Source organism: Dyadobacter luticola, assembly GCF_005860805.1.
Classification (GTDB): Bacteria; Bacteroidota; Bacteroidia; order Cytophagales; family Spirosomataceae; genus Dyadobacter; species Dyadobacter luticola.
Genome location: NZ_VCEJ01000002.1, coordinates 2,059,843 through 2,079,729, shown reverse-complemented (window position 1 = coordinate 2,079,729; position 19,887 = coordinate 2,059,843). Strand labels below are relative to the sequence as shown.

At 47.2% G+C, this 19,887-nt stretch carries 19 protein-coding genes; 11 read left to right on the top strand and 8 right to left on the bottom strand.

Going from position 1 to position 19,887, the window contains the following annotated elements; translation table 11 throughout:
- Nucleotides 1-867, bottom strand: coding sequence for a 5-deoxy-glucuronate isomerase (gene iolB, locus FEN17_RS08720; protein WP_138364875.1), 867 nt, complete (start codon nt 865-867; stop codon nt 1-3).
- 127 nt (nt 868-994) lie between these two features.
- Here iolB and FEN17_RS08715 point away from each other — a divergent pair, with 127 nt between their 5' ends.
- From FEN17_RS08715 to FEN17_RS08690, 7 genes are all read left to right on the top strand, one after another.
- Nucleotides 995-2,026, top strand: a complete 1,032-nt coding sequence (locus FEN17_RS08715; protein ID WP_138364874.1) for a LacI family DNA-binding transcriptional regulator — start codon at nt 995-997, stop codon at nt 2,024-2,026.
- 35 nt (nt 2,027-2,061) lie between these two features.
- Nucleotides 2,062-2,949 carry a helix-turn-helix domain-containing protein gene (locus FEN17_RS08710; RefSeq protein WP_205748112.1) on the top strand — a complete coding sequence of 296 codons (888 nt, stop codon included), beginning with the start codon at nt 2,062-2,064 and terminating at the stop codon, nt 2,947-2,949.
- 87 nt (nt 2,950-3,036) lie between these two features.
- Complete coding sequence (locus FEN17_RS08705; protein ID WP_138364873.1) at nt 3,037-4,038, top strand: aldo/keto reductase; 1,002 nt, start codon at nt 3,037-3,039, stop codon at nt 4,036-4,038.
- A gap of 167 nt (nt 4,039-4,205) precedes the next feature.
- The gene (locus FEN17_RS08700) at nt 4,206-4,544 is read left to right on the top strand and encodes a type II toxin-antitoxin system RelE/ParE family toxin (protein ID WP_138364872.1); all 339 of its coding nucleotides are present in this window, start codon (nt 4,206-4,208) and stop codon (nt 4,542-4,544) included.
- On the top strand, nt 4,541-4,849 hold the full coding sequence (locus tag FEN17_RS08695; protein ID WP_138364871.1) for a helix-turn-helix domain-containing protein: 309 nt from the start codon (nt 4,541-4,543) through the stop codon (nt 4,847-4,849). Before FEN17_RS08700 ends, FEN17_RS08695 begins: the two co-directional genes overlap by 4 nt.
- Before the next feature lie 52 nt (nt 4,850-4,901).
- A complete protein-coding gene (locus tag FEN17_RS27255; RefSeq protein ID WP_171037876.1) occupies nt 4,902-5,072 on the top strand; it encodes a hypothetical protein in 171 nt (56 codons plus the stop codon).
- Nucleotides 5,054-5,353: a hypothetical protein gene (locus tag FEN17_RS08690; RefSeq protein ID WP_138364870.1), complete on the top strand. Its 300-nt coding sequence runs from the start codon at nt 5,054-5,056 to the stop codon at nt 5,351-5,353. The genes FEN17_RS27255 and FEN17_RS08690 overlap by 19 nt, the downstream gene beginning before the upstream one ends.
- A gap of 75 nt (nt 5,354-5,428) precedes the next feature.
- Here FEN17_RS08690 and FEN17_RS08685 read toward each other — a convergent pair whose 3' ends face one another.
- The 6 genes from FEN17_RS08685 to FEN17_RS08660 all read right to left on the bottom strand — a co-directional run bounded on the left by FEN17_RS08685 (nt 5,429) and on the right by FEN17_RS08660 (nt 14,570).
- Nucleotides 5,429-7,123, bottom strand: coding sequence for a RagB/SusD family nutrient uptake outer membrane protein (locus FEN17_RS08685; RefSeq protein WP_138364869.1), 1,695 nt, complete (start codon nt 7,121-7,123; stop codon nt 5,429-5,431).
- A gap of 10 nt (nt 7,124-7,133) precedes the next feature.
- Nucleotides 7,134-10,163 (bottom strand): SusC/RagA family TonB-linked outer membrane protein, encoded by a 3,030-nt coding sequence (locus FEN17_RS08680; protein ID WP_138364868.1) that lies wholly within the window; start codon nt 10,161-10,163, stop codon nt 7,134-7,136.
- 454 nt (nt 10,164-10,617) lie between these two features.
- Nucleotides 10,618-10,851 (bottom strand): hypothetical protein, encoded by a 234-nt coding sequence (locus tag FEN17_RS08675; RefSeq protein WP_138364867.1) that lies wholly within the window; start codon nt 10,849-10,851, stop codon nt 10,618-10,620.
- A gap of 2 nt (nt 10,852-10,853) precedes the next feature.
- Nucleotides 10,854-11,315, bottom strand: a complete 462-nt coding sequence (locus FEN17_RS08670; protein WP_138364866.1) for a DUF6932 family protein — start codon at nt 11,313-11,315, stop codon at nt 10,854-10,856.
- Nucleotides 11,316-11,361: 46 nt separating this feature from the next.
- Nucleotides 11,362-13,902, bottom strand: coding sequence for an ABC transporter permease (locus FEN17_RS08665; RefSeq protein WP_138364865.1), 2,541 nt, complete (start codon nt 13,900-13,902; stop codon nt 11,362-11,364).
- Nucleotides 13,903-13,904: 2 nt separating this feature from the next.
- The gene (locus FEN17_RS08660) at nt 13,905-14,570 is read right to left on the bottom strand and encodes an ABC transporter ATP-binding protein (protein WP_138364864.1); all 666 of its coding nucleotides are present in this window, start codon (nt 14,568-14,570) and stop codon (nt 13,905-13,907) included.
- A gap of 132 nt (nt 14,571-14,702) precedes the next feature.
- On the opposite strand from FEN17_RS08660, the gene FEN17_RS08655 reads away from it, so the two are divergent.
- Complete coding sequence (locus FEN17_RS08655) at nt 14,703-15,395, top strand: arylesterase (RefSeq protein WP_138364863.1); 693 nt, start codon at nt 14,703-14,705, stop codon at nt 15,393-15,395.
- Nucleotides 15,396-15,488: 93 nt separating this feature from the next.
- On the opposite strand, the gene FEN17_RS08650 is transcribed toward FEN17_RS08655, so the two are convergent.
- A complete protein-coding gene (locus tag FEN17_RS08650; RefSeq protein ID WP_138364862.1) occupies nt 15,489-15,653 on the bottom strand; it encodes a lmo0937 family membrane protein in 165 nt (54 codons plus the stop codon).
- Between the two features lie 178 nt (nt 15,654-15,831).
- Here FEN17_RS08650 and FEN17_RS08645 point away from each other — a divergent pair, with 178 nt between their 5' ends.
- Genes FEN17_RS08645 through fucP form a run of 3 tightly spaced genes read left to right on the top strand, consistent with a single transcriptional unit; the run spans nt 15,832 to nt 19,882 of the window.
- A complete protein-coding gene (locus tag FEN17_RS08645; protein ID WP_138364861.1) occupies nt 15,832-16,650 on the top strand; it encodes an alpha/beta hydrolase in 819 nt (272 codons plus the stop codon).
- A gap of 11 nt (nt 16,651-16,661) precedes the next feature.
- Nucleotides 16,662-18,602, top strand: a complete 1,941-nt coding sequence (locus tag FEN17_RS27455; RefSeq protein WP_205748111.1) for an SGNH/GDSL hydrolase family protein — start codon at nt 16,662-16,664, stop codon at nt 18,600-18,602.
- 35 nt (nt 18,603-18,637) lie between these two features.
- A complete protein-coding gene (gene fucP / locus FEN17_RS08630) occupies nt 18,638-19,882 on the top strand; it encodes an L-fucose:H+ symporter permease (protein ID WP_138364860.1) in 1,245 nt (414 codons plus the stop codon).
- Nucleotides 19,883-19,887: the final 5 nt, after the last annotated feature.

Below are 19,887 nucleotides of genomic sequence, written 5' to 3'. Positions count from 1 at the left end.
TTATAAGCCGTTCATTTCTGCCGTAACGATTGGGAGTCTTAGGTCGGAGCCTTTCCAGGAGTTGTAGATCCAGTCGTGGTCGGGGTCGGAAGTGTTAGCCAGGGATTGATCGCTGCCGGCCAGGAAGTTGAGGTAGTACACATTGTAACCGTGGCCTGCGACTACCGGGTGGTAACCTTTTGGGACAAGCACCGCTTCGTCGTTTTTTACGCGGATAATTTCATCCAGCGAGCGGTCTTCGGTGTAAACCTGCTGGATCGCATAGCCCTGCGGCTTGTCGATTTTATAAAAATAGATTTCTTCCAGATTCGCTTCCAATAATGTGCCGTCTTCGGCTACTTTCCGCTCGTCATGCTTGTGGGCCGGGAACGAACTCCAATTTCCGGATGGCGTATAAACTTCCACGCAAACAATTTTATGACAATCGAAACCAGGCTCTAACAAACTGTTGATCTGGCGATTAGCATTGTCTCCACCGCGGTATTCGATGGCCGCTTCTTCAGGGCGTTTCATTCTCGGCGGGTGGTCTTCATCGGTGAGAACCTTACAGATCGCAATGTCGGTCCCCTCGGTTTGCGCAGTCAGAATGTAGTCGGTATGGCGTGAAAGGTACATGGCGTGGCCGATGCCGCTGAAAACGTCCTTCCGGCCATTTTTTGTTTCCCAGATACTTCCTTTCGCCTCCACTTTAAAGTTGCCGCCGAGCAAAACGAAGCAGTATTCATAATCTCCAGTGTTGCCCGAAATTTGTTCGTTAACATCCAGTACTTTCGCCTCGAAGTTCAGAAAAGTCCATCCAGCCTGCTCGGCGGAAAGGGAATGATACGTTTTATTTCCGGTTTGAGGTTTAACTAGCAGGTCGCTCATTGTGGTCAAATCAAATACATTTGCACAATGATAGCTTTGTATAAATTAAACACAAAATGTAAATATGTTAATATTGAATGCAAACGTTTGAAAAAATTTCAAAGAATTAATTGCTATAATTCAACAAATGAATTCCTCCCGACCCGTTACGATCAAAGACATTGCGCGCCGTTTTCGCTGCTCGCCATCCACCGTTTCCCGTGCCCTCAACGACCATCCTGCTATCAATGAAGACACCCGTAAGAACATCCAGGAATATGCCAAAGAGGTAGGTTACCAGCGTAATGAGGTGTCTTTAAGTTTGTTAAATAAAAAAACGGCGACACTCGGCGTAGTCGTACCGACGATAAGTAACTACTATGAAACTGCTGTGATCGAGGGCCTTCACACCGCTTTGCAACCGCTGGGCTACACGCTCAACATTTGCGTGACCAATGAAAATTATCTTTTAGAAAAGGAATATCTGTCCAAATTACTCTCCAACCGGGCGGAGGGAATTTTTCTTTCTGTCTCGCAGGAGACTTATGACTCAGGTTATTACGAACATTTGGAGAGTGTGATCCAGCGCAAAACGCCGCTGATTTTTATAGACCGGGAATACGAAGATTTTGAAACCAGCCGTGCCACAGTCGATGACTATCACGGGGCATTTGCGGCGGTGGAACATTTGATCAACATTGGTTACAAGCAGATCGCGCATTTGAAGGGTCCAAACGGTTTGACGGTTTCCGAGCAGCGTTTCAAAGGGTATGTCGATTGTTTAAAAAAATACGACATGCCGGTACGCGAGGAGCTGATTATCAATACTAATTTCAAAGTGGAAAGCGCGATCGTGCCTACCAAAAGGCTGCTGGAAATGGTGTCGCCACCCGACGCGATTTTCGGCGTAAATGACCAGGTAGCGATCGGTGCTATGCGGGTTGTGAAAGATAAAAACCTCAAAATTCCGCAGGATGTCGGACTTGTGGGATTCGATAACTCACCTATTTCGGCCTACACCTTTCCATCCTTGACGACAGTGAGTCGACCCGGCCGCAAGATCGGGATGGAGGCGTCCCGGCTTTTTATCAATCAAATCAATGGTTCCGGTGATTTCTCGCATGAAAGCATTGTGCTGCCCTCCGAGCTGGTGATCCGGGAATCTTCGCTGCGGATTTAGCACTTGACTTGCCTTTGAAATCCTTAACTTCGTGCATGGAATCATTAGAAATGCATGTCAAAGAAACCGACCGTTTTGCAGGACTTTCGGCCGGGGCTGCGCAGTTCAGGGTATCGGCGATCGGGGAGGACAATTGCAGCCTTGCGTCTTATAACCGGCGGGACTATTTTAAGGTAAGTCTCATTCTGGAAGGCGCCAGCGAGCTGCATTATGCCAATCGGAGCATTCAGATAGGCAAGCCTGCGCTGGTGTTCACGACGCCGCTCGTACCCTATTCCTGGGAGGCGACGGGTAAGCTGGGCAGGGGCTATTTTTGCCTTTTTGCGAATGAATTTTTGTACACCGGCGGCCGGATGGAAAGTTTACAGGAATCGAGTTTGTTTAAAGTCGGCAGTGATCCGGTTTATTTTCTGGACAAAGATCAGGGTACTTATCTGGAAAGTATTTTCGTGAGAATGCGCCGGGAAATTGATACGGATTATCTTTATAAATACGACATTATCCGCAGCCAGCTGAACCTGATCATTCACGAAGCGATCAAAATGGAACCTTCGGTTGCCTATTTTAATCCACCGAATGCCGCTGCAAGAATCACGACATTGTTCCTCAATCTGCTAGAAAGACAATTCCCTGTCGACTTTCCGACCAGTACCTTAACATTCAAAAAAGCTAGCGATTTTGCCAGTCAGTTGTCGGTACACGTTAACCATTTAAATGCTGCGATCCAGGAAATCACCGGCAAATCCACCACAGCGCATATCAACGAACGCATCCTCGCCGAAGCCAAGTCACTCCTGACCCACACCGATTGGAGCATTGCCGACCTCGCTTTCAGTTTAGGTTTTGAATATCCTTCCTATTTCAATAATTTTTTCAAAAAGCATACTGGCAACACGCCGATGTCGCTGAGGAAAACACTTTGAAAACTATAATTAATGCTTTGAAACGTTTAGGGAGCGGGCTGTGCTTTCGACGTAGTTTTGCTTTGTAAAAACAACAAACACAGCAAGATGAAAAGGATTAATTTAGGAAGCCAGGGGCTTGAAGTGCCCGTGGAAGGATTGGGCTGCATGGGCATGACCCCGATTGCTGGCGGCGATGTCTATGGCAAAGCCAATGAGCAGGAATCTATCGCGACCATTCACCGGGCGCTGGAACTCGGCATCGATTTTCTGGACACTGCCGACCTTTACGGCCCGCTCCTGAACGAGCGGCTGATCGCAAAAGCGATCAAAGGAAACCGTCATAGTTACACCATCGCCACCAAGTTTGGTTATGAAATCGATGATAATGAGCAGCTTACCTGGGATTTTGACGGAAAACCGGATTATGTCAAAAAGGCAATTGACCGCTCACTCAAAAACCTCGGTACCGATTACATTGACCTGTATTACCTCCACCGCCTTGACCCGGCAACACCGATTGAAGAAACAGTTGGTGCAATGTCGGAGCTGGTTCAGGCCGGGAAAGTGAGGTATCTGGGCTTATCGGAAGTGGCGGCAGAAACCATCCGGCAGGCGCATGCGATTCATCCTATTTCAGCTGTGCAAACCGAATATTCCCTTTTCGAGCGCGAGCCGGAAGTGAACGGTGTGCTGGAAACTTTGCGGGAATTGGGAATCGGTTTCGTGGCCTACTCGCCACTAGGCAGAGGTTTTATCACTGGCGAACTAAAAAGCCCGGACGACTTCGCCCCCGACGATTTCCGCCGCCAGATCCCCCGCTACCAGGGCGAAAATTTCTACAAAAACCTCGACCTACTCAAACAAATCCAGTCCATCGCCGAATCCAAAGGCGTCACCCCATCCCAGTTAGCCCTCGCCTGGGTGATTTCAAACAACATTATAGCGATCCCCGGCACAAAGCGGATCAAGTACATTGAAGAAAACGCTGCTGCGGCTGAGATAATCCTTACTTCGGAAGAAAAGGCGAAGCTGGAATCGATCATTCCGGTCGGCATCGCTGCCGGCACGCGGTATGACGAGCAGCAGATGAAATTTGTGCATGTGTAGGTGAAACACTTTGATAGGAGATTAGGCCCTCTCGTTCTGCGGTTTTGCAGGGCGGGAGGGTTTCTTTTTAAAAATTTTATAGAAAAATCCGTTACCAAACTGATAGGCAAGCGTCTAAATACTCATAGCAAAAACAAAATTATAGTAACTTTTAAGTTACCTTTGATATGAGAAAAATAAGAGAAGTTGTTACTTACAAGCACTATTTCGATGAATTTATGTCCTTACAAACCAAAAAGGTGAGGGCAAAGATTTTCAAAACCATCGAAGCAGTTGAAACGCTACAACATATACCGACGAAGTACTTGAAGCACATTCATAGGACAAAAGGGCTTTATGAGGCACGAATTGGACTTGGTACGGACATTTGGCGAGTATTTTGCTTTTTTGATAATGACCGGCTGGTTGTTTTATTGACCGGATTTCAGAAAAAAACCGAAAAGACACCCAGAAATGAAATAAAGAAGGCTGTAGGATTGATGAATGAATATCAGAGCTTAAAATGAGAGAAGAACTTATCAAGAACATCAAGACTTGGAGTCAAGTCAAAGACGAGGTATACGGAGTCAAAGGCACTCCTGAAAGAGATGAACTCGAAAGAGAATTCGAGGGCTTTAAAATTGGCCTTTTAATCAGGCAGGCGCGGGAGCAAAAGAATCTTACCCAATCCCAATTGGCTGAAATCGTGAGCAAAAAGCGTGAATACATTTCACGTGTAGAGAATGATGGAAGCAATCTGACATTGAAAACGCTTTGGGAAATTGTGGAAAAAGGGCTGGGCGGCAAGGTTAGGATTGAGCTTGAATTTTAGGAAATCACGTTTAAAAGATTTTTCCTAACTTGAAATAAAATGTATTTCAGATATGACAGAACTGGTAATTGAAGAAAAAAAATATGTATTGCTTCCTGAGGTGGAATACCAGGAGTTGCAAAAAAAGGCTGCGATGAATTGGAAGCCGGAGAAGACGTTTTCTGTATCGGAAGCAAGAGAATACAGCAAAAAGCGCATTAATGAATGGGCGGCAGAAAAATAATAGTTCGGCAGTCGGTTGCTGATAGTATTGCGGGTATTGCCTGGTTTATCGAGTCCAAAGGTTTGGTAAAGACTGCTGAAAAGTTCTCCGATTCTGTTTACGATTTTCTTGAAAAACTCGGACAGCCACTGCGTGAATACAATGTATGCAGAGATCCTGACCGGGCGTTGCTGGGCTACAAATGCGTGGTTTTCAAAAAGAAATATACAATCGTCTTTATCGAATCAACAGACGAACTGCTGATCTGTGAGTTCATCCCTTCGAAATTAATTTACTGGTGATTGTTAATGCAATACAGACAAAAAAGCGGGACAGATAAATCTGCCCCGCTTTGCATTCAAATAACATTTCACACGTCAATACCCATCATTCTGCTTCAGATACCCGGCCACATTAGAAGCCCCGTCAATCGCAGTCTGCGGGATTGGGAAGATTCTTTTCTTTACGTCGGCGTTGGTTTTTTCAGTCCATTTGCCTTCGTATTTTCCGAAACGGATCATGTCGCTTCTGCGGAGCATTTCCCAGTAAAATTCGAAACCTCTTTCGCGGAAGAGTAAGTCAAGGTTCATGGTGGTTAATGCTGGCGGGGCCAAGGTGGCTGTGCGTGAAGCTCTTACGAAGTTTACATCCGCCAGCGCGCTCGCCGCATCATTGCTTTTGCGCAGTTTGGCTTCGGCGCGCATCATGTAAATGTCGGCCAGACGAAGGATCACGATATCCGCGTCACCTTTGTTACGGCCTGTATTCGACTCGCTGCCAAATTCGTATTTTTCCACGCGGAAACCGGTGTTATAGTTGCTTCCGGCAGTCGTGAAGTCGATCAGCTCGGAGAAATTTACTGCAAGGTCAGAGCGGTTACGGGTTACGTAAGTCAGTTTTCCAACTTTGAGTTTTCCATCAGGACATCTTACAAATGCACCATTTACACGCAAAGCGCCATATTGCTGGCCTCTCAGGATCCCCCGGTTGATTTTATAATCGGAATCGTTGATACAGGTATCCGCCGCGTTGGTATAAACCGACATATTTTGCTTGTAAAAACGCGGGTCACGGCTCGGGTCAACTGCACCATAAGCCTGCACCCACGACTGATAAAAATCAGACGTGATAGCAGGTCCGTCGGTACCATTTGCTGCGGGATATGCCGCCAGCGGGAACTGGTCGCCGGAAATTGAGAAATAAGCCATACGGTTATGTCCGTTCAAATCGGCGCGCTGGTCTACTGCGAAAATCAGCTCTTCGTTGTTATGGTTTGCATTTCCGAAGATTGAGAAATAGTCGGCAGAAAGTTTCGCCTGACCCGATGCAATGATCTTATCCGTGTAAGTGATCACTTTGTCCATATCCTCTGCGGGAAAAGTGAATGTCGGCGAATAAATGTTGCGGTACACCGGCGCATTCAAATACAGACGCGCCAAAAGTCCCCAGACAGCAGCTTTGTTCAGTCTGCCCGGCCCCACCGCCGATTTCAACTGCACAACCGGCTCGATGGCAAGCAGCTCACTTTCAATGTATTTCACAGCCTCGTCGCCCCGGATAATCACCGACTCCACATTCGGATCGTCCTTCACAAATGCAATCCCGAACATATCGAGCATGACCATATTGTAGTACGCCCGCATGCCCCTGGCTTCGGCAGAATAAAGCGCAGCCGTGGAAGCAGTGGAAGTTTTTAATCCGCTGATTGCCGTGATCGACCTGGAAATGGCTTGCGCCAGTGTGTTCCAGGTGGTGGTTACATTGGGATCTGTACTTGTGGTATTGTGCTGATGTAAAGCGAGGTAGATACCGTTATCGCCCCAGTCGGTCCCGCCGCGGTAGGGGAGGATCGCTTCATCGGTGGAAATTTCGTTAAGCGCAAAATAGGTAGTATGCTGGAACAAATTCGGCAGCAGTGAGTAAACCGGCGCTATCAGACCATTTGCCGCTTCTTCCGGGGCCAGATTCGCATTCAAGGTTTCATCTAAAACCTGTTCGTCCAGATTGGTACAGCCAGGCGCGATAAACAGCAAGCTGGCAACCGTCAATATGAGTGATATTTTCTTTTTCATTTTCAAGAAATTAGAAGCCGATGTTTAGCCCAAAAAGGATTGTTTTAGCCTTTGGATAACTCAAATAATCAATTCCGTAAGAAGTGATACCATTCACAGAACGGTCATTGTTCACCTCAGGATCGAATCCGTTGTATTTGGTCCACACAAATAGATTTTGACCGGTAACTGACAGACGCACAGTCTGAATCCAGCCATTGATACCGAGCTTGGTGGTATTCAGATTATAACCCAGAACAAGATTATTGAGCCTCAGATAAGCGCCGCTTTTCAGGTAGCGTGTAGATACTGGTGCCGAGTTATTGATCGATTCGGCTGCATCGGCCAGTGCTTCATGCGTCACATTCACGCCTTTGGACAATTTCAATCTGTAAAAGTTGGAGTTGGCCGTGTTGTCATACACCTTATTTCCCGCTACACCATTGAAGTTGGCGGTAAGATCAAAACCTTTGAAAGCCACATTACCGTTGAAATTGTACATGCGCGTCGGAAGGGCTGTGCCGGAAGCTACGCGGTCTTTGTCGGTGATAATCCCGTCGCCATCCACATCCCGGAATGTGCTGATACCCTTATCGTCAAAACCAGTAAATTCTTTCAGGAAAAATGTTCCGATCGGCTGATTGTTGATATAACCATTGATCGTCGCAGAAGTAAGGCCAGACCCCTGCGCGGCGCCTGATGGGATCACCGAATAAGGCGAGTTTTTTACATTGTTTTTGATAAAAGTAATGTTACCACCCACGCCATACCGCAAACCGTTATCCAGTGATTTCCTCAAATTCAAGTCGAATTCCAAACCCTGGTTGACGATTTCCATGTTAGGAACATTGGTCCAGAATGTTCCTGCGGGCTGGATCGGGTCGGCTGGGATTACTTCCAGCAATATTTTTTTCGAAGTTTTCTTGAAGTAATCGATCTCCCCGTTCAATGCGCCTTTAAACAACCCAAAGTCAAGACCTAAGTCGGTTTGCTGCGATACTTCCCACTGAATGTTCGGGTTGGCAAGCCGTGTGTTGGTTGTTCCGGCAGGATAAGAACCGGTTCCCAAAGGATAGCTGGTTGTTCCGGAAACAGTGGAAGTAAAACGAGCCTGTGTGATTTTGGAAGGAATTTCCTGATTTCCTGTCGATCCCCAGCCAGCGCGCAATTTCAAGTCTGAGAATGGCGAAGATTTCATGAAATTTTCCTCCGAAATCCGCCATCCCAAAGAGAATGAGGGGAATGAGCCGTATTTGTTGTTGGCCCCGAATTTGGACGAACCATCAATACGTAATGTTGCCGTGGCCAGATACTTGTCTTTAAAACCGTAAGTAGCTCTTCCAAAAAATGATTGCAACTCGTTGATCGTCGCAAAGCCGCCGGGCTGGTTTAGTACCAGTGTCAAATCTTGTCCTAGACCGGGGTTATAGATGGGTTCAATGTCAGAAATCGGGAATTTATTAATGCTGAAATTCCTGCTCTGAACAAAAATGTGCTGGTACGAGTGGCCCACCAATGCGCTGAAACTGTGCGTTTTGTTATTAAGCGTATAAGTCAGGTAGTTCTCGATCAGCTTGTTGGTATTGCGCAAACCATAGTTTTCAAGTCGTCCCACTTCCGCCGGAACCGTGCTCGGCAATGTTTGTTTGTCTTGCGTAGCCGTAGAGTTATCGATGCCGAAATTCAGCTTGTAAACCAAACCGTCAATGATCTTCACCGAAGGCGAAATGCTGGCCAGCACACGGTTGGTCGTCAGTACTTCTTTATATTGCTGCAATGCAAAGAGCGGGTTGGTAAAATCCTGGTACTTCACAATCTCACCATTTACATCGTAAGGTGCATAGGTCGGGTTGATGGTCAGCGCACTACCAATCATGCTCTGAATGTTCGGCCGCTTGTTTTTGGTGTTGGTTGCGTTCAAATTTACATCCAGCGTAACCCGGTCATGCAGCAGTTTTTGTGAAAGATTTACCCGTCCCGTGTAGCGGTCTTGCTGGCTGCCCTTCAATACACCCTGCTGTTTTTGCACGCCGAAAGAACCATAATAAGTCATTTTTTCAGTGCCGCCGCCAATCGAAATATTGTGGTTGTGCGTGGTTGCGGTGCGGGAAATTTCTTTTTGCCAGTCGGTATTCGCTTTTCCATCAATGACCGTAGCACCGAGTTTCGCTGCTTCCGCGAGGAATTCAGGCCCGGTCAAAACATCCAGCGGCCGCGCCATCGTAGAAAGTCCCAGTGACCCCGAATAATTCACACTCGCCTGGCCTGACTTACCCTTTTTTGTTGTGATAAGGATAACACCATTTGCGCCGCGCGCTCCGTAAATCGCTGTGGCAGAAGCATCTTTCAGCACGTCCATCGACTCAATGTCCTGCGGATTGAGGAAGTTCAGCGGGTTAGTGTCGCCGCCGGTGCTGCTGTTGTCGAGAGCCATACCGTCCACCACAAAAAGCGGGGTACTACCGGTTCTCACACCGCCCGGACCGCGTACTGTAATGCTGGTTTTGCCGCCCGGCTCGCCCGTAGCTGAAGTAACATTCACCCCGGATACTTTTCCTTGCAGCAATTGCTCGGGCGAGTTGATGATACCGGAGTTGAACTCGGTGCTTTTAAGAGATTTAACTGAACCCGTAATGTCCTTTTTAACCGTACTGCCGTAACCTACCACCACCACTTCGCCGAGGTTTGAAGCCGCTTCTTTCAGCCGTACCTCGATGGAATTGCTGTTGGATTCGGTCAAAAGAAAACCTGCGATAGATTGTTTTTCAAAACCGATGTAGCTGAAATCCAGGTTGTATTTCGTATCCGTTTGCAGATTCGAAAAAGAAAAAACGCCGGATTCGTTGGTAGTTGCGCCTTGCTTGCTGCCGCCATTGGCGTCGGTGATGACGACCGTGACGCCAGGCAAACCTTCACCCGAACCGTCGGTCAATACTTTTCCCGTCAATGTTATTTCTTTCAGGCTGCGGGTGCTGCTTTCAACATGGCTGGCCTGACTTTTCAGCGCGGGTATTTCTGCAAAAGCTGCCGCATGCAGGCCCAATATGGCCGTTGCCTGCATCACACAGCTTTTAATTGTCGCCCGCCTGACTGATAGAGTCAAAGTTTTGTACATAGTTAGTAAATTATGGTTGTCATTGATTAAGCTTAAATAAATTAGTAGTTACAGAAAGGTCATTTTACAAGATTACAAATTGTATTTTTAAAATAATTAATATAAAATGCACAATGGCTCATGCAAACGTTTGAAATTTTATGCAAACGTTTGAAAAAATTTCCAGAATAAATTGGATATAAATGATAGGGGAGTTCGGAGTACTGGGAAGAAAAAATTCTAATCATTCAAAAGCTATTCGTGTCACATGCAAAGTCATTGCCGTCACAAAAGTCGCTTCTCCGACCCAATTCAGAGCCTGATTAAATTTAAGGAATTGTTAAATATGCGTTTCCACCCAATAGTTTTGAGCGCATTTATCCTTTATCCCGGAAAAAATTGAAACGGCTTGATATGCCACTCAGGCAGCACTTTCGAGAGAGGAGATTTGGACCCGAAGTCCGTAGTTGCGCATCAGGTCGTCGAGTTCCGACTGATGCTGGGAAAGCAAAAATTTGTAATCATTAATCTGCGCGTCAGATCCGCCTTCTTCCTGGTGCAAATGCAATGTCCGGTTTGTAAGCGCTATCAATTCCAGCAACCGCGAGACCCGAAGTCCCCATTCATGAAGCTGATTTAAATCGTTTTCTTCCATATTCAAAAGTCGATCTGAATGATGCCTTTTTGTTTATCTGTTCGTGACTTCCCGAACTGAAACTGCCATTGAAATCTATCGGCCTGGTACAAGATGTTCTTTTTGTGATTTTCAGGATAAACAGCAACAAAGTAGCCATCCATCCCTAATTCTTTCTGATAACGTAATTGTCTCAGCCGATCAATCCCCTTCTCATTTTTTTCAAAAACTTTCCAGTCAATGAAAGTTACGAAGTCAATATCATTGGGGTTGAGTTTATTGGTAATAAAACTTCCATCGATCCATTGATAAAACCCGGATCCAGCTACATTTTCTAAATCACTCAGATAATTTTTGAAATTTTTCAGTAAAACTTTCCGGGTTTTTGACTCAGAAAATGGTGCTACGAAAGTTTTTTCAAAGGTTTTCAAATCAGATTTAATAATCTGATAAGGTTTTAAATTACCAAAAATGTCAAATTTCAAGACTGCCTTTTTTAATGTGTGAAAGTGCTTTTAAACAAATATACCATTAAACATCCTGCCTTAAAACTTCCAGCGGCGGGCGGGAGAGAATGCCGCGGCTGTTGACCAGGCCGATGAAGACGGTCATGAATGATACAAATAAAAAGACGCCTAGAACCGGCAGGAGCTCGGGTTTGAATTCGGCTTCGAAGCTGAATTTGGCGAGGAACCAAGCGCCGGCGGCAGCGATGAGGATGCCGGTGAAGGCGGCCAGAGAGCCCAGGAAAAAGTATTCTAATGCCGTGATGGCGAAAATTTGTTTTCGGCTGGCGCCTAATGTTCTGAGCAAAACACTTTCCTGCAAGCGCTGGTATTTGCTGATCAGCACCGAGGAAATTAGTACAATCAATCCCGTGAGAATGCTGAAACCAGCCATGAAACGGATGACGAAACCTATTTTATTGAAAATGTCATCGAGCAGGCGAAGTACGAGTGCGAGGTCGATGATGGCAATGTTCGGAAATTTCCGGACGAGTGCCTGCTGAAATTGGGCGGAGACCTGCGGATTGGGCGTGTGGGTCATCATGGCGTGGAATTGTGGGGCGTCTTCCAAGACGCCCGTCGGGAAGACGACGAGGAAGTTGGTTTGCACCCTGCCCCAGTCGACCTGCCGGAGACTGGCAATGCTGGTGGTCATTAATGTTCCCTGGACATTGAAAATCAGCGTATCACCCAGTTTCAGCCGGTTACGGTCGGCGAAACCATCTTCTACGGAAATCGGTATCAGGCCGGCGGATTGGTCGTAGGTGCCCTGCCATTTTCCTTTGGTGATTTTTTCGGAAGAAGTGATTGAATCCCTGAATGTTACCCGGTACTCACGCCCAAAAATGCGGCGTGATTGTTCGGCAGTGGTGTCGCCTTCAAAATCGGCGGCAGTTTTGCCATTCACTTCTTCCAGTCGCATGTTAACAATCGAAACGCTCTGATTTACAGGTACTCCGTTTGCTTTTGCAATTTCCATTACCCCGGCTTTCTGGTTTCCCTGAATGTCGAAAAGGACAATGTTAGGCTGGTTTCCGCTAGTCGAAAGTCTTACTCTTTCCAGTAAAATGCTCTGTACAAAAAACAAGGTGGTTACCAGCGAAGTACCGAGGCCGATGGAGACGATCAGGATGGAAGTCTGGTTATTGGGGCGATATAAATTGGCCAGACCTTGCCGCCAGAGATAGCTCCACGAAACCGGGAAAAACTTGCGTACAAGCCAGGTAAGCAAAATGGCGATGCCATATAAAACAAGAAATGCGGCCAGAATGCTGATCGTGAAAACCAGTGCCTCTACCCAGGTTTTCATTTGTAAAAAGGCAAAACCAAAAATGAAAAGAACAATCAAAAGATATAAAACCCAGGTCACCGGATCGCGGTCGAGTTTGACGGGATCGAGGGAAACGCGGAGCACATTCAAAGGCGAAACGCGGCGTATAGAAAGCAGCGGCGGCAGCGCAAATAATACGGAAATCAAAACGCCGATTGCCAGTCCCTGACCTATGGCAGCCCAGGAAATGCTGGTGGTTAGTTCAAAAGGCAATATATCTTTGATTACTATCGGTAAAAACTGCTGGATACTTGCGCCTAGCAAAGCGCCCAAAACCGATCCGATCAGCCCGATTCCAATGATTTGAATCAAATAAATCATAAACGCCTGACTGCCTTTCAAGCCCAGGCACCTCAGGATCGCAATCGAATTGAGCTTTTCCCGAATGTAAATATGGATCGCGCTGGCAACGCCGATGCAACCCAGAAGCAACGCAACAAAACCTACCAGTGCCAGAAATCGTGTCAGATCGGCGAAGGAGCGACCGGTATCTTCTTTTTGCTGCTGAACCGTATTATGTTCGAGGTCGAATATTTCGAAACGCGGCTCCAATCTTTTCACCAATGCTTCCACATCGGTCTTCGCCGGAAACTTGAAATAGTAGCGGTAAGCTACCCGGCTGCCTTTTTGCATTAAGCCGGTTTTTCCAAGAAAATCCATCGGAATGTAAACAGTTGGCGCGACGGAGCTTGTAAGGCCCGTCTGTCCCGGCGCCTTTTCCAAAATCCCCGCGATCAGGAAAGTTACCTCACCGATTTTAATCGAATCGCCGACTTTGGCGTGGTACTGCAACATTAAAGTTTGGTCTACCAATGCTTCCTGCCCCTTGCGGAATGTGGCCTCCGCAGTTACCGGAACCGTTTCAAATTTCCCATAATAAGGATATTGACCCGAAATGGCCTTGACCTGCGCCAGCCGGTTTCCGCCGGTTTTAGTAAAATAAACCATCGAAGCAAAGCTGCGCTCCTCCGAGCGATTTTTGCCCAGAGAATCAACGAGTTCCTTTGCTTTTCCGTCCACAGCGCGGTTGCCGTACAATGCCAGGTCCGCCCCGATCAGTGATGCAGCCTGCTCGTCAATGTTGTCTTTGAGGTTATCCCCCAGCGAATAAATAGCGACCAGCGCCGCGATGCCGAGAATGATGGAAGAAATGAAAAGAACCAGTCGCGAGCGGTTTTTACGGCTGTCGCGCCACGCCATTTTCAGCAGCCAGGAGAAGTTGATATTTGTTTGCATGTCTATACCAATTTTCCTCCCTTAATCCTGATAATCCGCTGCGTTTTCGCCGCCAGTTCCAGGTCGTGCGTAACGACCACCAATGTTGTTCCGGCTTCTTTATTCAGGTCAAAAAGCAGTTTTACGACTTTCTCGCTGGTTTCCGCATCCAGGTTTCCGGTCGGTTCGTCGGCAAAAAGAATGCGCGGCTGGTTGGAAAATGCGCGCGCCAGCGAGACGCGCTGCTGCTCGCCGCCGCTCAGCTGGGTGGGGTAATGGTGGCTCCTCGCAGAGAGACCAACTTTATCCAGCAGGTCTAATGCCCTGGGTTTCACATTTCTTTCACCCCGTAATTCCAGCGGGACCATCACATTTTCTAGTGCAGTAAGTGTGGGAAGCAACTGGAAGTTTTGAAAAATAAAGCCGACGTACTGATTTCGTACGGCGGCGAGCTGGTCTTCATTCAAGCCATTTAATGTGGTGCCGTGCAGGGCTACGGTACCGGAAGTAGAGCGGTCGAGGCCGGCGCAGAGGCCGAGCAATGTTGTTTTACCGCTTCCTGAGGGCCCGACAATCGAAACCGTGGCCCCGGCTTCTACTGAAAAATTAATGTTATCAAGTACTGTGAGCGATTTATCGCCGCTTTTATATATTTTACTTACCTGATTCAGATCGAGTACTGTATCCATCGAGCGCTTTTAATGTTATGTTTGCGTGGTGTAGTTGTAAATTGGTTGTTTTCGATTTCGCCGCACATAAATATAGGTTAAACGGCGTTTAAAACTCGATAAAAGGTTTCCGGCGTCCTCACATTTGCTACCATGACCAACCGCTTTCTGATTGTATTTCAATTATTGATCCTGCAAGTTTTTTTGTTTTCCTGCAACAGTGAAAAAAAGGAGGAGACAGCTGGTAAAACCGACTCTACAACGATAGCCTCGAAGCCGCCGGTCGCCAAAAAGAAGACCATCGTTTTCTTTGGAAACAGTCTCACCGCAGGTTACGGCCTCGACGATCCGACGCAAGGATTTGCAGGGCTGATCCAGAAGCGGTTAGATTCTTTAAAAATGAATTATAAGGTAATCAATGCAGGTGTTAGCGGTGAAACGACCGCGGGGGGTAACAGCCGCATCGACTGGCTTTTAAAACAACCACTGGACATTTTTATCCTCGAACTGGGTGGTAATGATGGCTTGCGCGGATTACCGCTCTCGGAAACCCGGAAAAACCTGCAAACGATGATCGACAAGGTACATACGAAATATCCCGACGCTAAAATTGTGCTCGCCGGCATGCAGATCCCGCCGAATATGGGACAGAAATACACATCCGAATTCCGCACGATCTACACCGATCTGGCGAAAAAGAACAGCAATGTTACCTTGATCCCTTTCCTGCTCGAAGGTGTGGGCGGCGAGCCGAAACTAAACTTGCCCGACGGTATTCACCCGACGGCCGAGGGGCATAAGATCGTTGCCGAGAATGTTTGGGCCGTGCTGAAAGGTCTTTTGTAATTATTGATTTAAAAAAATATTGACGTAAAAATGAGAAAGCCCGGAATGTGCGAACATTGCCGGGCTTTCTGCCTAATTTCTTAATGGTACTCTCTACACAACCCTGTCGCCACGAATCAACCGAAGAATAATTGCAACGACTGCAATTACAAGTAAAATGTGAATGATGTTACCCATCCCAAAGCTTGCGAAGCCGAAATAGCCTATCAACCAAATGATTACCAGGATGACAGCTATTGTATAAAGAAGATTGCCCATTGTGTTGGTGATTTGAGTTAGTGTAATTTTAGAACTGATTGTATTATATCAATTTAAATGCCAGACTGCTTTCAACCGAAATAAGACCTCATTATTCCCCGGATTCTACAATATTTGCGAATTACAAAGATTGTTTACCCCTTTAAGTTGTAGAAAATAATCGCAAAGCATTTTGAGAATGAAAAGAATCCTGTTTCAAACCCTAATTTTTATATCGTTCCTGGCGGCCAGCACGCAGGCAGCAGTGGTCGATACCGTAGATACGTACAGCGCGGCGATGAAAAAAACCTTGAAAACCGTCATCATCAAGCCCGACAATTACGCATCACTCACTGAAATGCCAACCGTTTATCTACTGCATGGTTATAGCGGAGATTATGCCGACTGGATCAAGAAAGCGACTGATGTTCAGAAGCTTGCGGATCAATATAAAATGCTTATCGTCTGTCCCGACGGTGGTTTTGGAAGCTGGTACTGGGATAGTCCCGTCGATGCACAGTCGCAGTATGAAACGTATGTTTCCAAGGAGCTGGTGGCATTTGTGGATAGAAAATACAAGACGATCAAAAGTGCGAAAGGACGTGGGATTACGGGTTTGAGCATGGGCGGCCATGGCGCTTTGTTCCTGGCTTTCAGGCATCAGGATGTTTTTGGGGCGGTGGGAAGTATGAGCGGCGGCGTGGATATCCGGCCTTTTCCCAATAACTGGGATATGGCAAAAAAGCTGGGGAAATTCTCAGAACAGCCGGAGCGCTGGGAGCAGAACACGGTCATCAATATGCTGCATCTTTTGACCCCTAACTCGCTGGCAATCATCATTGATTGCGGTGTAGATGATTTCTTTTTTAAAGTGAATGAAAAATTGCACGAGCAGCTGCTCTACCGCAACATTCCCCACGACTACATTACCCGACCTGGGGCGCACAACTGGCCATATTGGGCAAATGCGGTGCAATACCAGATGCTTTTCATGAATAATTTCTTTACAAAAAAATAACATAGCGCTCCATGAAAGACAGACGTGATTTCCTGCGTAGCGCTGTGGCGGGAACAGCATTGACTGCATTGTTTTCTGAAAACGGTTTCGCCGAAACAGCCGGTACCCATATTTCCAAACCTGCCGACGGAATTACAATACTCTTCCAGGGCGATTCCATCACCGACGGGAACCGCACAAGAAATACCGACTGGAACCACGTCATGGGGCACGGCTTTGCCTACATTATCGCCAGCAAACTTTGGTACGATTATCCCGAAAAAGGCCTTCATTTTTTAAACCGGGGAGTAAGCGGAAACCGCATCACACACTTAGCGGAACGCTGGCAAACCGATACCATCGAGATGCAACCCGATTTTTTAAACATTCTCGTGGGCATAAATGATACCGAGGCGGCCATCAAAGGCGATACCTCGTGCACGCCGGAGCAGTTTGAGAAAGATTACCGGACATTATTAAAATTGACAAAAGAGAAGCTTCCGAAAGTTAAGCTGATACTCTGTGAGCCTTTTATACTGCCAGTTGGGAGAGTAAAAGAAAAGCTGGAAACTTACCGCAGCGAGCTGGAAAAGAGGCAGTCGATTGTTAAGAAGTTGTCAGAAGAATTTGGTGCCGTACATGTACCTTTTCAATCTGCATTCGATGCGGCATTATCCCGTGCCCCGGCTGATTACTGGATCTGGGACGGCATTCACCCGATGCCCGCTGGCCATGAGTTGATGGCGCGTTTCTGGCTGGAAAAAGTGGGTCCTGCGCTGGGATTATCGCCACAAGCTGCCACGGCATTTCCTGACCCTCTGCTATTTAATAATGGTCAAAAGCTCACCTCCGCCAAACAGTGGCCTGCACGGAGGGAAGAAATCCTGCAAATCATGACCACTGAAATGTATGGGACTTCGCCGGGCAAACCCAAAAATATGCGTTTCGAGGTTTTCGATAACGACCGGAAAGCATTAGGCGGGAAGGCAACCCGGAAGCAAGTGACAATCCACATTAAAGAAAAGGACAGGGAAGCTAGTTTTGATCTGCTGATTTATATTCCAAACAAAGTAAAACACCCGGTGCCCGCAATCATGGGGATTAATTTTGTTGGAAACCAGGCCGTTATTGCAGATCCTGGTATCAAACTTACTCGTGCGTGGGTTGAAAACAGCAAAATGTTTCCATGCGGAAAAGACGGGAAAGCGACTGAGGGATGCCGGGGCGTAAATGCCAGCCAGTGGGCGGTGGAAGAGATCCTCGACCAGGGTTATGCGCTGGTCACGATGTACCGGGAGGAAATTGCATCCGACCGCAAAGAAGAAATGTTCAAAACCGGCGTGCATGCGCTATACCCTGAATATCAGGACCGTGAAGATAATTTCAGCACCATGGCCGCCTGGGCCTGGGCACTGAGCCGGGGCATGGATTACCTCGAAACTGACAAAGACATTGACCGTAAAAAAGTGGCCGTTTTCGGATTTTCAAGATTGGGGAAAGCGGCGCTGTGGGCCGGCGCGACGGATCAGCGATTTGCGATGGTGCTCAGCAACGAATCCGGCGCAGGCGGAGGAAAGCAATTCCGGCGACACATTGGAGAGGATATCCAGCGGCTTTGCACCGTTTTCCCGCATTGGTATGCCAAAAGTTTCAGGAAATATATGGGTAAGGACAAGGAGCTGCCATTTGACCAGCATTTTGTGATGGCGCTGATCGCCCCGCGGCCGGTTTACCTTGCCACTGCCGAAGAAGACCGAAATGCGGATCCGCGCGGGGAATTCGAAACGGCCAAAGCCTCCGATGCAACCTATAAATTTTTGGGTACGAAAGGTTTTGAGGGGACAACCTTTCCTGCTCTTAATCAGCCGGTTTACGGACAAATCGGCTTCCACATCCGTCCGGGAGGCCACGATGTTACCAACTTTGATTGGATACAGTTTTTAAATTTCTCTAATTTACATTTCGGAAAATAGACCTGACCTAATATTTAATTCTACTATTCAACTAAATGAGCAACTATTCCTCGCCTGCACATTCTGGTGCGCCCAAGTTTACCGATCAAAAATACCTTATTACCCTCGTCTTCGTCACGTCGCTCTTCATGTTCTGGGGGATTGCCATCACGATGGGGGACGTTTTGAACAAACATTTTCAACACGTTCTGAGCCTGACCAAGACCCAATCCGCCTTCGTGCAGTTTGCGATTTTCGGCGCTTACGGCGTGATGGGAATTCCGGCCGGCTTATTTATGAAGCGTTTTGGCTATAAAAACGGCGTGCTCTTCGGGCTTGGACTTTTTGCACTGGGTGCATTTTTGTTTGTTCCTGCGGCTGCTGCGGCTTCTTTTCCATTTTTTGGCGGCGCATTATTTATTCTGGGATGTGGAATTTCAACATTGGAAACTGTTGCTCACCCTTTCGTAGCATCCCTCGGCGACCAGCGTACGAGTGATATGCGGATCAACTTTGCGCAGGCATTCAATGCGTTAGGTACCATTATCGGGCCGGCAGTTGGTTCTTATTTTCTTTTGAGAAACAATGTGGAAGGCAGCACCGACCTTACCTCGGTTAAAACATTATACATCGTGATCGGCAGCGTCATCGCCTCCATCGCGATTCTATTTTCATTTGTAAAAGTCCCTGCGCTGATCGATCCGCACGTGGTGTCCGATCCATCCGCTACCAATGTGGATACACACCCTGAAAAAGGCCTTTTCGAGCACAGACATTTTAAATGGGCGGTATTGGCGCAGTTTTTCAATGTGGCAGCGCAGGCAGGTACATGGGCATTTTTTATCAATTATGGCCACGAAAAAATGGGTTTCAGCGATGCCACAGCGGGTAACTGGATGATCCTTTTCTTCGTACTAATGCTGGCCGGACGTTTCATCGGCACATTCCTGATGCGTTTCATCGCACCACATTCCCTGCTCGCAATCTTCGCGGCGTGCAACATTGTGATGTGCCTCATCGTGGCGCAAAGTCTTGGCTGGCCGTCATTTATTGCCTTATTAATGCTGAATTTCTTTTTCAGTATCATGTTCCCGACCATTTTTAGTTTGGGATTAAAAAACCTGGGCGCACATACGCAGCAAGCTTCGTCCTTTATTTCGATGGGCGTTGTCGGCGGGGCATTTTTCCCTTTTGCGATGGGCGCGGTAGCCGAAAGCGATGTGGCGCACGCCTATTATCTGCCAATTATCTGCTACACAGTGATTTTCCTGTTTGGCTACAAGTATTATAAAGTTCAATAAAAGTT